General features: G+C 46.4%; 9 protein-coding genes. All 9 read right to left on the minus strand.

The window, feature by feature from the left end:
- Positions 1-8 precede the first annotated feature (8 nt).
- The 9 genes from gspD to lepB (HYU97_08980) all read right to left on the minus strand — a co-directional run bounded on the left by gspD (position 9) and on the right by lepB (HYU97_08980) (position 14481).
- Entirely contained in the window at positions 9-2333 is a 2325-nt protein-coding gene (gspD, locus tag HYU97_08940; GenBank protein MBI2336868.1) for a type II secretion system secretin GspD, read from the minus strand.
- Between the two features lie 289 nt (positions 2334-2622).
- Positions 2623-3597: a hypothetical protein gene (locus HYU97_08945; protein ID MBI2336869.1), complete on the minus strand. Its 975-nt coding sequence runs from the start codon at positions 3595-3597 to the stop codon at positions 2623-2625.
- 210 nt (positions 3598-3807) lie between these two features.
- Positions 3808-7089, minus strand: a complete 3282-nt coding sequence (gene carB / locus HYU97_08950) for a carbamoyl-phosphate synthase large subunit (protein MBI2336870.1) — start codon at positions 7087-7089, stop codon at positions 3808-3810.
- A gap of 223 nt (positions 7090-7312) precedes the next feature.
- Positions 7313-8458, minus strand: a complete 1146-nt coding sequence (carA, locus tag HYU97_08955; GenBank protein ID MBI2336871.1) for a glutamine-hydrolyzing carbamoyl-phosphate synthase small subunit — start codon at positions 8456-8458, stop codon at positions 7313-7315.
- On the minus strand, positions 8451-9719 hold the full coding sequence (locus HYU97_08960; protein ID MBI2336872.1) for a dihydroorotase: 1269 nt from the start codon (positions 9717-9719) through the stop codon (positions 8451-8453). Before HYU97_08960 ends, carA begins: the two co-directional genes overlap by 8 nt.
- A complete protein-coding gene (locus HYU97_08965; GenBank protein MBI2336873.1) occupies positions 9716-10627 on the minus strand; it encodes an aspartate carbamoyltransferase catalytic subunit in 912 nt (303 codons plus the stop codon). Before HYU97_08965 ends, HYU97_08960 begins: the two co-directional genes overlap by 4 nt.
- Positions 10628-11046: 419 nt before the next feature.
- Positions 11047-12939 (minus strand): beta-propeller domain-containing protein, encoded by a 1893-nt coding sequence (locus HYU97_08970; GenBank protein MBI2336874.1) that lies wholly within the window; start codon positions 12937-12939, stop codon positions 11047-11049.
- Positions 12940-13000: 61 nt separating this feature from the next.
- Positions 13001-13768 (minus strand): signal peptidase I, encoded by a 768-nt coding sequence (gene lepB, locus HYU97_08975; protein MBI2336875.1) that lies wholly within the window; start codon positions 13766-13768, stop codon positions 13001-13003.
- Positions 13765-14481 (minus strand): signal peptidase I, encoded by a 717-nt coding sequence (gene lepB / locus HYU97_08980; GenBank protein MBI2336876.1) that lies wholly within the window; start codon positions 14479-14481, stop codon positions 13765-13767. Before lepB (HYU97_08980) ends, lepB (HYU97_08975) begins: the two co-directional genes overlap by 4 nt.
- Between the last annotated feature and the right edge of the window lie 69 nt (positions 14482-14550).

Consider the following 14550-nt stretch of genomic DNA (forward strand, 5'->3'; position numbering starts at 1 on the left):
ATCTTGAACTACTGCAAATCTGATGTGCTATCCGAAGAACTATATTTTTTGCGATTGTAGCGTTTTTGTTTTTGTTTGGGTGTGGGCTCAACGTAGCTCAAATCTTCCCCACCGCCCCCATCGCTACTTTTTTGATAACGAGGCACGACTTCCCAACTTTGAGCTTGAATATCTTTTTTATAATCTAACAATTCTGCCGCATGGCTACGAATAGAATTGCGAATCACTTTTTGGTGCGACACACCATAATTTTGTTCAATAAACATGTTACGTTCTTCTACTTTACGTTGGAGAATTTTCAGAAAGTCATTGGTATCGCGAATGATGTAGGGCCGCAGAAAAACCAGCAGGTTGGTCTTGGTCTTGACTTTACTGCGCCTAGAAAACAAATGACCCAATAAAGGAATATCGCCTAAGAAAGGAATTTTACTGCGAGAGATCTGAGTTTTATCGTCAATCAGCCCGCCAATCACGATGGTTTGCTGATCTTTTGCCACCACCACAGTTTTTACCGAACGTTTGCTAAAAGAAGCACCTAATTGGGTTAAAACCGTCTCGGAGGCCCCTGCAATAACATCGGTGACCTCTTGGCTAATGGTTAATTTAACTCGGTCGCCTTCATTGATTTGGGGTTTAATTTTTAGGGTAATACCCACCGGTTTGCGCTCAGGGGAAGAGGTAACATTGCCACCCGACGTAATGGTTTGCTGACCGGGAACCGGAACCTCAGAACCCACGTGGATTTCAGCCTCTTCATTATCGAGTGTCAAAAGGTTAGGCGTTGATAAAACATTCACATCGCTATCGGTTTGCAAGGCGTTCAACACTACGCCCAAGGCTGGCACACTAATATTAGAAGAAGTCCCATCGCTTTGCGTGATGGGAATGTTTACTCGTGTATCACTAATGGCACCCGCCGCTAAACCACTCAAAGCCGCAGCCGAAAGCCCCTGCGTGGTACCACCGAGCGTTGAAGCAAAACCTAACATTCGGTCGCCATTCACTGAAAAGAAACCGCCCCCTTGACCCGAAACACCCACGTTGCGATTCTTATTAATCGAAAGCTCCATCACCACGGCTTCAACATAAACTTGGCGGCGAGGGATATCGAGCCGATCCAACACTTCTTTGCGCAAGGTTTCGTAATCTTTGGCGGTGGAGGTAATAATCAAGGCGTTGGTGTTTTCATCGGCCGCTACCTTCACCCCACCTTCAAAAGAAGCCACCACCGGAGCTGTACTCTGAGCTTTTTGCTGAGCTGTGCTGCCAGGTGTAGTTTTAGTCTGCGGACCCGGCTGCCCTGACCCTGCGGTAAGGCTGTTCAAAACCGAGGCTAAGTCTTTGGCACTGGCATGTTTTAAATAATGAACGTGGATCTTGCCTTCTACCCCATCGGGCAATGGCCGATCTAACTGAGAGATCAATGCCCGCACTTTTTCCATGGCTCGACCCGAGGCCAATACAATCACCGAATTGGTGCGATCATCGGCAATGACTTTAGAAATATAAGGCGTTTCTTCAAATTCTTGACCACGACGAACGGGGGCCCGCTTGGGTTGATCTTGTGCATAAAGCTCGGTAATTCTGGCCGCTATATCTTTGGCATTAGCATAACGAATATGGATAAATTCTAACCCTTCATGAGGCCCTTCTTGGTCGAGCTCTTGCATAATTTTTAACAAGCGATCGATGTTGGTGCCCGTATCGGTTACAATCAAGGTGTTGGTGGCAGGGTAAGCAAAAAGATTACCGCGCTTGCTCACCAAATTTTTAATGGCATTAGACATGTCGAGGGCACTGATATTTTTAAGCTGTACAATGCGAGTGATAAACGCATCGGTAATGGGGCTTTCGTCTTTAAAAATAGGTAAGGCATTATTGGAGATATCTTTAATAGCAATAATTTTAATCAAACCCCCAGGCCCATCAACGACCGTAAAGCCGTTGACTTCTAAGGCTGACAAAAAGGCCTGATAGGCCTCTTCAACCGACATTTTGCGCTCTGAAATAATAGTGACTTTACCACGCACTTGTTCACCAATGAGAAAATTTTTCCCCGTGGCCTTACTCATTTGTTTGATGAGATCTTTAATGTCGGTATCGACCGCGTTGAGGTAAATACCCTCTTGGCTAATCGTGGGTTGACCTGTGACCGTGGGCCCAGGAGTCTTTTGCGGCGGAGGCGTTTTTTTAGGAAGCAATTCTTCGTAAATACTGGGACCAGGAGTAGCAGGTTTGGAAGTTGGGATTTGGGCTTGGACGAAATTTGTTACTAAACAGGATAGAGAGATTGTTGTTACAACAACCCCCAACCCGAGCCGCGGTTTTCTCATGCTCTCTCCTTAAAAAAATGAGGCCATCAAATTAATTGATTGAAACTAACAAAAGAGAAAGTACAGATCAAGCAATCATTTCAGGAACTTTGAAAAATCGAAGTTCCAAAGCGGGAAGTCTTGGCGAAGCGGGAAGAGGCTTCTCGAAACCCCTTTAGCAAGCTCGGTTACTAGCTTGTACTGATTAGTGTTTGCCAAGGTCCACTGGACCTTGTTTTCCACAAATCAGGGGGTTGAGAGAGCCTCTGCCGGATTCGCCAAGACTTCCCGCTTTGGAACTTCGATTTTTCTATCGCACTTCGTACTCAAAAGACATTTTTTGCCCACGGCGCTCTACATCGATGGTAAACTGCTTTTGTTCCTTCAACTGGCCAAAAAGCATCATGCCCTTGGTCATGTCAAAGTCTTCACCATTAATTTTTTTCAATATATCGCCGGCTTTTAGCCCCAATTTAGCAAAGATACTCTGGCCCGAAAGCCGATTAATCCTCACTCCGCTGGGTTTTCCATTTTCTAAATTAGGGCCCACGTTAATTTGGGTGAACAATACGTCAAGCTTTGAGAAGGCATTGTCGAGCTCAGCCTGATCCACTAAAAACTTATTGCCACCAGCAGCCTTGATCCCCCCACTGGGGCTAGAACCCAAGGGGCCTTTCCCAACCTTATCCATCCCAAAGGGCTGGGTGCTAAGAGCACCCCCGGCTGGAGTCGAAGGGGTTGTGGATTGCATGCCCTCTAATTCCACATATTCCAAACGATTACTGTTAATAAATTCAATGCGCGAAGGTAATACCTTGGTAATTTTGACCCCTGGCGCAAAAGAATTTTGGTCATCTAGCTTATAAACCTCCGCCTTCCCTGAACCGCCTTGAGTGTTGAGAATGGTGGCCGTTGAACGTGGGTCGGTGCCATCACCCATGGAAAAGGTTGAAATGAGTTTAATAGGGAGAGTGGTTAATACCGCTGGAGAATTCGGGTTAAAGGTCATGGGCGCACCGGTTGCCTGCGGAAGCGCATCACTCTTGATTTCGCGCGAGTCAAAAATATTCCGGTCGGTGATGACCTTGTAGTTATCGAGGGTAGCGACCTTGCGAGAATCTAGGCCCGACTTATGGGTTGGCGTATCTAAACGGAGGCTAATCGAACGGTCGACACTCAAAAAAGGGCGAATAAAAGTGCTGGTGATTTTGGCTAGAAAATAAGAACAAAAGGCTATCAACAGAAAATAAACCACCCAAAGATATTTTTTTAAGAGCAATCCCATACTTAAATAGAAGAACGGCTTTCTTACAAATAAAGGTTTCGATTAGCGTAAGCTATTTTGGCATTTCAATCAACACAAAGATTTCAAGTAGTTAGTCGGTTGTAAAGGAGGCTCTTCCCTGTGAGAGCCATCGCGGAAGCGCCGGGGCCCCCAATGCGGGCTAGCCGATATGGGCTTTCTGTCATTGCGAGCCCAACGGGCGTGGCAATCTCACCGGTTAGACAGAAGAGATTGCTTCACCCTGCTGGGTTCGCAATGACAGAGGGTCCCCGGCGCTTGCATACGATCATGATAGACTTGTAACGAATTGACCTGCAACCCTTTGCGCAATAACGACATAATCCCACTCACCGCCGCATTGGCCGCCGCAATCGTCGTAAAATAAGGCACCCCATAGTCTAACGCGGTGCGGCGTATCGAGAAGCTATCTTGGGCACTGGTTTTACCCAAGGGGGTATTAATCACCATGGCAATCTCGTGGCTTTTTAATTTATCAACGATATGGGGCGAACCTTCTAAGACTTTATTGACACGCTCACAGGCTACATCATGGGCATTTAAGAATTGCGCCGTACCTTGGGTGGCGATCAATTCAAAATTCATTTCTTGCAGTTTTTTGGCCGCGGTTAAAATGGCAAGTTTGTCTTCGTCTTTCACGCTGATAAAAATCTTGCCCCGCAACGGCAATAAGGTCCCCACCGAAATCTCAGCCTTGGCAAAGGCCATCCCAAAATCAGTGTCGATACCCATCACCTCGCCCGTACTCTTCATTTCAGGGCCTAACAAGGTATCAACGCCGGGGAATTTGAGGAAAGGCAAAGCCACTTCTTTAACCGAAAGATAAGGTGGCAACACCTCTTGGGTAAAATTTTGTTTTTTCAAACTAATCCCTGCCATCGTTTTAGCTGCAATTTTGGCTAAGGGTACACCCGTCGCCTTCGACACAAAGGGAATCGTGCGGCTGGCCCGAGGGTTCACTTCTAAAACGTAGATGTCCCCACCCTTGAGGGCATACTGAACGTTCATCAAGCCCACCACATTAAGTGCTTCGGCCAAGGTTTTTGAGATTTGTTTGATTTCATCGACCACTTTTGAAGAAATAGAATGGGGCGGTAAACAACAAGCGCTATCCCCTGAATGCACCCCGGCCTCTTCGATGTGTTCCATTATTCCACCCACCACCACGATCTTGCCATCGCAAACACAATCAACATCAATCTCAATCGCATTGTCTAAAAATTTATCGATGAGGACAGGGTGATCAAACGAAACCTTAACCGCCTCTTTCATGTAACGGCGCAGCATGCCGTCATCATAAACAATCTGCATAGCCCTACCACCTAGCACATAAGAAGGCCGCATCATGACGGGGTAACCAATGCGATTGGCAATTTTTAGGGCCTGCCCCAGTGACGTAGCGGTACCATTCGCAGGTTGTTTTAATTTTAATTTATTCAACAGTTGTTTGAAACGTTTGCGATCTTCGGCTAAATCAATGCTGTCGGGGCTGGTGCCCAAAATTTTAAAACCTGCTTGTTCAATGCAACGGGTTAATTTTAACGGAGTTTGCCCACCAAATTGAACAATGACGCCATCGGGCCGTTCATGATGGAGGATGTTCAAAACATCTTCTTCGGTCAAAGGTTCAAAATACAAACGATCACTGGTGTCGTAATCGGTAGAGACCGTTTCGGGATTGCAGTTGACCATGATGGTTTCATAACCCAATTCTTTGAGTGCCATCACGGCATGCACACAACAATAATCAAACTCAATGCCTTGCCCAATACGATTGGGGCCACTGCCTAAAATAACCACCTTTTTATTTTTGGTAACTTTAGCCTCGTCTTCTTCTTCATAGGTGGAATAAAGATAGGGGGTGTAGGCCTCAAATTCGCCTGCGCAAGTATCAACTCGTTTGTAAACCGCAGAAATCCCCCACTTCTTACGCTGGGCTCGAATTTTTTCTTCTGAAAGTTTGCAAATTTCTCCTAACCGTTGATCGCTAAAACCCATGGCCTTGGCATCTCGCAAGGTTTCAGGAGTTAGCTTAAGCGTTTTGGCTAATAAATTTTCTGCTTCGACGATTTGCTTGATTTCGTGAAGAAACCAAGGGTCTATTTTGGTGAGTTGGTGAACCTCTTCTAATTTCATGCCATGGCGAAAGGCATCGGCTAAATACCAAATGCGATCAGCCCCTGGAACCAACAAGGCCTTTTGCAGTTTTTCTTTACTCTCCGGGGTCTTCTTTTTACCCAACAGCGGGGTAAAACCCAAACGATCATTTTCTAAAGAACGTAAAGCCTTTTGCAAACTTTCTTTAAAGGTTCGCCCAATGGCCATCACCTCACCTACCGATTTCATTTGCGTGGTAAGAGTTGCATCGGCATGCGGAAATTTTTCAAAGGCAAAGCGAGGGATCTTGGTTACCACATAATCGAGGGTGGGTTCAAAAGAAGCGGGGGTGTAACGGGTGATGTCATTTAAAATTTCATCTAAACGATAACCCACGGCTAGCTTCGTAGCAATTTTGGCAATAGGAAACCCGGTCGCCTTGCTGGCTAGTGCGCTACTCCGCGACACCCGCGGGTTCATCTCAATGGCATAAAGTTTGCCGTTGGCTGGATTAACCGCAAACTGCACATTCGATCCGCCCGTATCAACGCCAATTTCGCGAATAATGGCCAAGGAGGCATCGCGCATGATTTGGTATTCTTTATCGGTGAGAGTTTGGGCCGGAGCAACCGTGATGCTATCGCCGGTGTGAACGCCCATGGGGTCGAGATTTTCAATAGAACAAACAATCACCACATTATCGTGGCTATCTCGCATGACTTCTAATTCAAATTCTTTCCATCCAATGACCGACTCTTCAAGCAACAATTGACGCACGGGTGAAGCATCTAAACCCTTAGGCACGAGGTGATAAAAATCTTCCATGTTATAGGCCACCCCACCACCACTACCGCCTAGGGTAAAAGCGGGCCTTAAAATCACCGGGAACCCAATTTGCTCAGCCACTCGCACCGCTTCTTCCATGTTATGAGCCAAGCCCGACTGGGGCACTGCAATCCCAATGCGTGCCATGGCTTGTTTGAAAAGTGCCCGGTCTTCTGCCTTGCGGATAGCTTCGACTTTAGCCCCAATGAGTTCTACGCCATGTTTTTCTAAAATGCCTTCTTCAAAAAGTTGCACGGCTAAATTTAAAGCGGTTTGCCCACCCAATGTAGGCAAAATTGCATCTACCTTTTCTTTGGCTAAAATTTTGTCGACGACTTCAACGGTCATGGGTTCAATGTAGGTGGCCTCGACTAAATTAGGGTCGGTCATAATGGTGGCGGGGTTAGAATTGAGCAACACCACTTCATAACCCTCTTCTTTGAGTGCCTTAATACCTTGGTTACCCGAATAATCAAATTCACAGGCTTGCCCAATCACAATGGGGCCCGAACCAATAATCATGATGCGTTTTAAATCTTCGCGTTTAGGCATAAAATATAATGTATCACAATCGTTGAGTGAGCGAGGCAGCTATGGGTTCATGAAACCCTTTGTGCGAGAGCGACGAGTCATGAGCATCTAAAAAATGTATGGTTTACTGAAGTTGGAGGATGACCAGAGGGAATACTCCAACTTCATCGTAAACCAACATTTTTTTGGTGCGAATACGAGGAGCGGAGCACGGGTTTCATGAACCCATAGCTGCCTCGCTTACTCAACAATTGTGCTCCTTTATCATTTGTTTAAACCGTTCAAATAAATACAAACTGTCATGGGGCCCGGGGGAGGCTTCAGGGTGATATTGCACTGCAAAGGCCGGATATTTTTTATGACGAAAACCTTCGACTGTTTTATCATTTAAATTCAAATGGGTAACTTCTAAATCGGCCGGTAACGATTCATGATGCACCGCAAAGCCGTGATTCTGAGCGGTGATGTGCACTTTACCGGTCGACAAATCTTTGACCGGATGATTGCCACCGCGATGCCCAAATTTTAATTTGTAAGTTTTAGCCCCTAAAGCCAACGCCAAAATTTGGTGGCCTAAACAAATTCCAAATAGAGGCACCTTGCCCACTAATTTACTGACGGTTTCAATCGCATAAGTCACGACTGCTGGATCCCCCGGGCCATTGGAAAGAAAAACTCCATCGGGTTCTAGATCCATAATTTTATAATAATCGGTTTGGGCAGGAACCACCGTCACGTCCATATTTTGGCCAGCCAAATTGCGCAGGATGTTACGCTTGAGGCCAAAATCCATGGCAACAATGTGATGCTTATTCGCTTCCTTGTTTTGAACTTGCGTGTGGCCTTGCCCCAATTGCCAAGGCAATTCTTTCCAAGTGTAAGATTCACGAGTGGTCACTTTCTGCACCAAATCTTGCCCCTCCATTGAAGGCAGGTGCTTGGCTTTTTTCTTGAGTCGTTTGAGATCAAAGTCATCAAGCGAAATCAGGCCAGGCATGGCCCCGCGTTCGCGCAAATGCCGAACTAAGGCTCGAGTTTCTACATCCGTAAGACCAACAATTTTATGGCGAAACAAATATTCGCCCAAAGAAAGCGTGGCCCTAAAATTGCTATGCTTTTCGACATAATCTTTGACGATTAAACCCGCTACCTGAGGCCGTGACGATTCAACATCTTCTTCATTAACCCCATAATTCCCTATCATGGGATAGGTCATGGTAACAATTTGCCCTGCATAAGAAGGGTCGGTGAGGATTTCTTGATAACCCGTCATGGAGGTATTAAACACCACCTCGCCTTCGGAACCATTCAAATAACCAAAGGCCTTGGCTTTAAAAACGGTGCCGTCTTGCAAAACAAGCAAGGCTTGCGTGCTGGACCTGTTAACCATAAACCCACTTTCCTGCTACCATCGTGGCCATGACTTTACCCTTCAATTGCCAACCATGAAAGGGACTATTCCGAGATTTTGAATAAGATTTGGTCACATCGTATTCCCAAATTTTTTGGAGATCGATCAAAATCAAGTCAGCTCGTGCCCCGGTTTCAAAATAAAGCTCTTGGGGCATTACCAAGCGATGCGGTTGATAACTCAACTTCTGTATAAGCTCGATGAAGGTGAGTTTTTTGCTTTCTACCAACCGCATTGCCAAACTAAAGGCCGTTTCAAAACCAATAACCCCCATCGCCGCGCGCTCAAATTCAACTTCTTTATCGACAATGGCGTGGGGGGCATGATCGGTAGCAATCGCGTCGATCGTGCCATCGGCTAACCCAGCAATTAAGGCATCAATATCGCTTTGCGTGCGTAGTGGGGGGCACATTTTGGTGTGGGTATCGTAATGAGAACAGGCTTCATCGGTTAAAGTAAGATGATGCGGGGTTACTTCTGCCGTCACCGCCACCCCTTGTTGCTTGGCCTGGCGTACCAATTCCACACCCCCTTGGGTGCTCACATGCGCAACATGTAATCTTGCCCCGGTCAGCTTAGCCAACTGAATATCACGCGCAATAATAATATCTTCGGCAGCGCTCGAGATCCCCTTTACCCCTAACTTACAACTCACGATCCCTTCATGCATACAGCCTTGAGCTGCTAAATGAGCATCGATACAATGAGTAATCACCGGCAAATCAAAGTCTTTGGCATATTCCATGGCATAACGCATGAGCTGACTATCCATGATGGTTTTGCCATCATCTGAAATTGCTATACAACCCGATTCTTTCAGTTCACCAATCTCGGCCAACCCTTCCCCTTTAAGGCCTTTGGAAATCGCCCCAATGGGTAAAACCCTTACATCCGCCTCTTTTGCCTTTTCTAAAATAAATTGTGTGATCGCACCGATATCATTCACCGGATGGGTATTGGCCATGCAACACACGGTGGTAAACCCACCCGCAGCTGCTGACCTGGCACCACTGGCAATGGTTTCTTTATATTCGTAACCAGGTTCTCGAAGATGAGCATGCAAATCCACCAGGCCCGGGGCCAACACTAAACCATCTGCGGGATACACCTCGGCATCTTGAGGCACCGCCAGGCGTTCCCCTATTTGAGCAATTTTCCCATCCACCACTAATACATCCTGCACCTTCATGGTTTGTTGAACAGGATTAACCACCGTGGCTCCTTTAATTAAAAGTTTCATGCCTTCACGCCTCCCAACAAATGCAAAACCGCCATGCGCACATACAAGCCATTTTTGACTTGGTGCAGAATCAATGAGTAAGGGCCATCGGCCACCTCGGGTGAAATTTCTACCCCACGATTCACGGGCCCAGGGTGCATGATGATGACATCGGATTTTGCTTGTTCTAACACCGCGGTGGTTAACCCAAAATATTTAGAATATTCACGAACTGAAGGGAAAGGCAGATCTTCTAAGCGCTCGCTTTGGATCCGCAACATCATGATCACATCAACATCACGAATCCCCTCCACCAAATGATGACTGATCTCTACGCCATAACTTTCCATAACCCGTGGCACCATGGTCATGGGCCCCACCAATCGCACTGTAGCCCCCATCTTTTTCAACCCTAAGATATTCGAACGAGCAACTCGAGAATGGGTAATGTCGCCCACAATGGCAACCTTCAAGCCCTTAAAGCCACCAAAACGTTTTTTAATGGTGAGCATGTCAAGCAAGGCTTGCGTGGGATGCTCATGCGCGCCATCCCCCGCATTAACCACCTTGGCTCCAACCAGCTTGGCCAAAGTGAGTGGTGCACCCGAACATTCGTGACGCACCACAATGATGTGAGGATTAAAAGCCGAAATATTTTTGGCCGTATCGTAAAGGCTTTCACTCTTGGCCGCCGAAGAGCCCACCTTACTTATATTAATAACGTCAGCCCCCAAGCGCTTAGCGGCTAATTCAAAACTAACCCGGGTACGAGTTGAGTTTTCAAAAAATAAATTGATGACTGTTTTGCCCTGTAGCGAAGTAAATTTTTGCTCACCCAACTCGAGGCGTTTTTCTAATTGTAAGCTTAAATCTAAAATACCTTCGATTTCTTCTTTAGAAAGATCTTCCATCCCCAAAAGATGAGGCATGCGCAATTTGAGGGATGATTCTAGCTTGATTTCACTCATGGCAAACTCCATGCACGCCCCATAAAAAAAAAGCCCCCCAGACTCGGGGGGCTTTTTTATTTTCCAAAACCTTCAGTAGCGGCATAATTAAACCATTTATTCTAAAAAGCTGGGGCGGGTTTAACCTAAGCCGGCAAAGATAGTCAAGGTGTTTTTAGATTACTTCGTAATGTCTCAGTTTTAGGGGTTTAGCTTTCCGAAACCCTTTGTGCGAGAGCGACGAGTCATGAGCACTTAAAAAACGTATGGTTTGTTGAAGTTAGGGTATGACCAGAGGGAATACACTAACTTCATACAAACCAACGTTTTTTAAGTGCGAATACGAGGAGCGGAGCACGGGTTGAGGAAAGTTAAACCCCTAAAACTGAGGCATTACGAAATTACATAAAATTGACGCGCCGTTGTTCCACTATGCGATTTCCTACAAGCCGGCCCTCTACTATTTCATAACCAAGCAGCGCAAAAATACGCCCTTGTAAAAACAGGGGCCTGGCATTCCCATACCAATCTACACAAGAGGCCTGACACTTATCATTTGAGTCCGATGAGGTGCCTGCCTTGGCTTTAAGTGAACCGAACTCTTTCAATTGAAAGGCATCATTCTTTAAAAATAAAATGCGAGCCGAATTGTCGATTAAGTGTTCATAACCCGCACTCCCAGAACCACGAATCGGCAAACCCAACAGACCCGAGTGTGAGTCCAGAGGCTTGTAGAAAAAGCCGTGACTCCGCAGCTCTCCTTGGGTGGCATTCGATCTTTTGTAACGAGAGGCAATGGAGGGATAATTCCCCAAGGTAATAGAAGTAAAGTGAAGGTCTTTATCATCCGGCCCAATCACAATGGCACCACTCCCCAAGGCCTCGATACGGTCAACGTTATGCCCCACGGGCAGTGTAAGCACCGGCCTTCCACCGGCATAGCGGTAAACATAGAGAGGGTTACTAAATGCCTTATCCGGATAACCCCAACCCGTCCCACTCCCATAAATTAAATAATCACCCACAAAGCGATTTTGAAACGTATAACCATTGGGTTTTGGTAAAGGCGTATATTGCGAACGCAAGACTTCATTGCCATGGTGAGTGAAACTAAGCAGGGAAACACGCATGAGCGCCACATCCCCCGCCGCTACTTCGGCTCGCCACATGCCATCCCCTGTGGCATTGGCACGTACCAAGACATTCAGATATCCCGTCCCCTCTTCCAAAAACGAAAATTGATCTACCGGGCTACCCATGGCACGCAACATGGTGGGTTCGTCACCATTCAAGGGTAAACGATAGAGTACCGAGCGCGGCAAAGCCTCTTGCTTTGCCTGGCGCCACGGTGTCACCCAAACATACACAGAAGAGGGCGAAACGTAAAAGACCCGCCCCGGGGGGCCCATCACCACAGTGGCCTTGCATTCAAGCTCACGGCTATTCAAATCACAACTCGTCACGGTGTGGAGTGTCGAAGGATATCCCTCAACTAAGGGCCTATAAACACGCGTGGCACTAACAATGCGTTTGAATTCTTGGTCGCTAGCACCCTCATGCCACTTGCGCAGTGCTGGAAAAGAATGAAAGGGATCTCGCTCATAGGCATGAAGATAAAGTGGAGCATAAAAAATAAGCTTGTTGCCAATGAGTCGGCTGGCATAGTTACGTGAAGAATAATAATCGTTAGAACGTAAATGATATGTCACGCGGTACTTGAGTTGCCCCGCGGCATTAATGTCAAAGAGGCCAATCTCGGTACCACCCCGTTGATAACTATAACCAATCACCACCACGGTATCGCCCGAAACCAATAATTCATCATACCAAGTACCTCTAGGATTAATCCCAGGCCCAAAGGCATTGACCGCGCTCACGGGTTGAAGGGCATTGCCCCCTACCAATACGGTAAACAAACGCCCACGACGTAACATTACCAAATGATTCCCATGAACCTTAACAATCCCACCTTCATCCACACCTGCATGTTGGGTATTGGTAACTGATTCCTCAGACATTTGATCTGAATCTGAGGCTTGCCCCACCACCGAGGAGGGTGAAGTCGGTATTCCATCACTCTCCATTTTATAATGAGAACGCGAAGATGTTTGCTTGGCCTTGGCAAGTTCTTTCAAAAATTCTTCTAAAGCCGCTTCTGATTCAAAGGCAACCAGATGAGAACGACTCGCCTTTTTCATCACCTCTTGAACCGAATTCGCATAGGCCTTCGGATGCCCCACTGAAATAACACCCACCAGCAAAACTAACCCACAATAATTTCGTAATCGTATCATGGCAAAACCCTCCCTAATAATAGGACTATCGGGCTAAGACGCCCTCCTCTAAAAGTTAGGTCTAATGAATCACATGCCCAAAGCGATGCGGGCGAAACGGAATGCCCTGATGTTGAAGCGAAAATAAAACTACCCATGCCCGCCCAATCAGATTTTGCCTGGGTACCATGCCCCAGGTACGTGAGTCAGAAGAATTGTCGCGATTATCCCCTAAAACAAACAACTGCCCCTCTGGCACCACAAATTCTCGGCGCGATTCATCGGCATCGTAAGATGAGGCTTCTTTGGAATATAAAGTATGGTGAAACCCCGCATCTAACTTTTCTTCTTTTAAGAGCATATCTTGCCATTTTTCAAAGTAAGGTAGCGATGGCAGAAAATGCTTTTGATCCAAACCCAGTGGCCTTTGATAATCTAAAAGATCACTCGCATGAGACCTGACCCCTTGGATAGTTGCAAAATATTCCTCAACTTTTTTGCCATTTAAATAAAGCTCACTCCCCACCACCTGAACTTTATCACCGGGCAGACCCACGACCCGCTTCACATAGGCAACCTTTTCATCGGGCGGATACATAAAAACCACCACATCACCCCGCTTAATCTGCCCCCAATTTTTTAACCAAATTTTCGTGGTTGGCATACGAAACCCATAAGCCACCTTGTTCACTAAAATATAATCCCCGATCAAAAGAGTTGGCACCATCGAAGCGGAAGGGATTTTGAAATTTTCCAAAAAGCAACCCCGCACCCATAGGGGGGAAAGCACAACTAGAACAACAAAAAAGACCCACCAACGTTCAGAGCGTTTTAGATACCGCTTACTCATTTTATGACATGCCCAAACCGGAACACCCGCACCCCACCCTGATCATGATCCCACGATAACCACACGATTAAGGCCCTCCCTTTGACATTTTCCAAGGGAACAAAACCCCAGTCTCGTGAATCACTCGAATTATCCCTATTATCACCCATCACAAACAAATGCCCTTCGGGAATGATGACCTCACCGGTCACCGGGTGATGCGTGGCACTCCACTGCATCAAATGATAGCGTTCGCCCATTTTCTCTACAAAATAAGTATTGGAAGACCACGAGGGATAATAAGGCAGATAGGGAAAATCTTTGGCTTTAGGATCTTGCGGGTCATCTTTAACCAACAACTTTCTTTTATTACGGGGATCGGGCATCACCCCTTCTAATGGATAATGGATGACCGTTTCACCATTAATGGTAATTTGATCATTCTCAAACACAATACGATCGCCCGGTAAGCCCACCACACGTTTAATATAATCATCGCCTTTTTTCTTCGGATCCTGTTCATAATTGGGATAGCGAAACACAATCACATCACCCCGCTTAGGCGGAGAAAATTTGACTAACCACTTTCGGGTTAAGGGAACTCTAACACCATAACTCATCTTGCTCACAAAAATATGGTCACCGGTCATCAGCGTTGGCACCATCGAATCCGAAGGGATCTTAAAAGCCTCCACCACAAACGAACGCAGCAACAAGGCCACCACCAAAGCCACTAAAAGCGACTCAACATATTCCCGCGTATGGGTTTTTTTCTTCTCTTGATTCAAACAAGCCTCTCTATA

It is taken from the genome of Deltaproteobacteria bacterium, from assembly GCA_016183235.1.
GTDB lineage: Bacteria > UBA10199 > UBA10199 > DSSB01 > JACPFA01 > JACPFA01.

Excerpts from the sequence above, each read along its gene's own strand:
- gspD (MBI2336868.1), bottom strand. The coding sequence starts at position 2,333 with ATGAGAAAACCGCGGCTCGGGTTGGGGGTTGTTGTAACAACAATCTCT.
- HYU97_08945 (MBI2336869.1), bottom strand. The coding sequence starts at position 3,597 with ATGGGATTGCTCTTAAAAAAATATCTTTGGGTGGTTTATTTTCTGTTG.
- carB (MBI2336870.1), bottom strand. The coding sequence starts at position 7,089 with ATGCCTAAACGCGAAGATTTAAAACGCATCATGATTATTGGTTCGGGC.
- carA (MBI2336871.1), bottom strand. The coding sequence starts at position 8,458 with ATGGTTAACAGGTCCAGCACGCAAGCCTTGCTTGTTTTGCAAGACGGC.
- HYU97_08960 (MBI2336872.1), bottom strand. The coding sequence starts at position 9,719 with ATGAAACTTTTAATTAAAGGAGCCACGGTGGTTAATCCTGTTCAACAA.
- HYU97_08965 (MBI2336873.1), bottom strand. The coding sequence starts at position 10,627 with ATGCCTCATCTTTTGGGGATGGAAGATCTTTCTAAAGAAGAAATCGAA.
- HYU97_08970 (MBI2336874.1), bottom strand. The coding sequence starts at position 12,939 with ATGATACGATTACGAAATTATTGTGGGTTAGTTTTGCTGGTGGGTGTT.
- lepB (MBI2336875.1), bottom strand. The coding sequence starts at position 13,768 with ATGAGTAAGCGGTATCTAAAACGCTCTGAACGTTGGTGGGTCTTTTTT.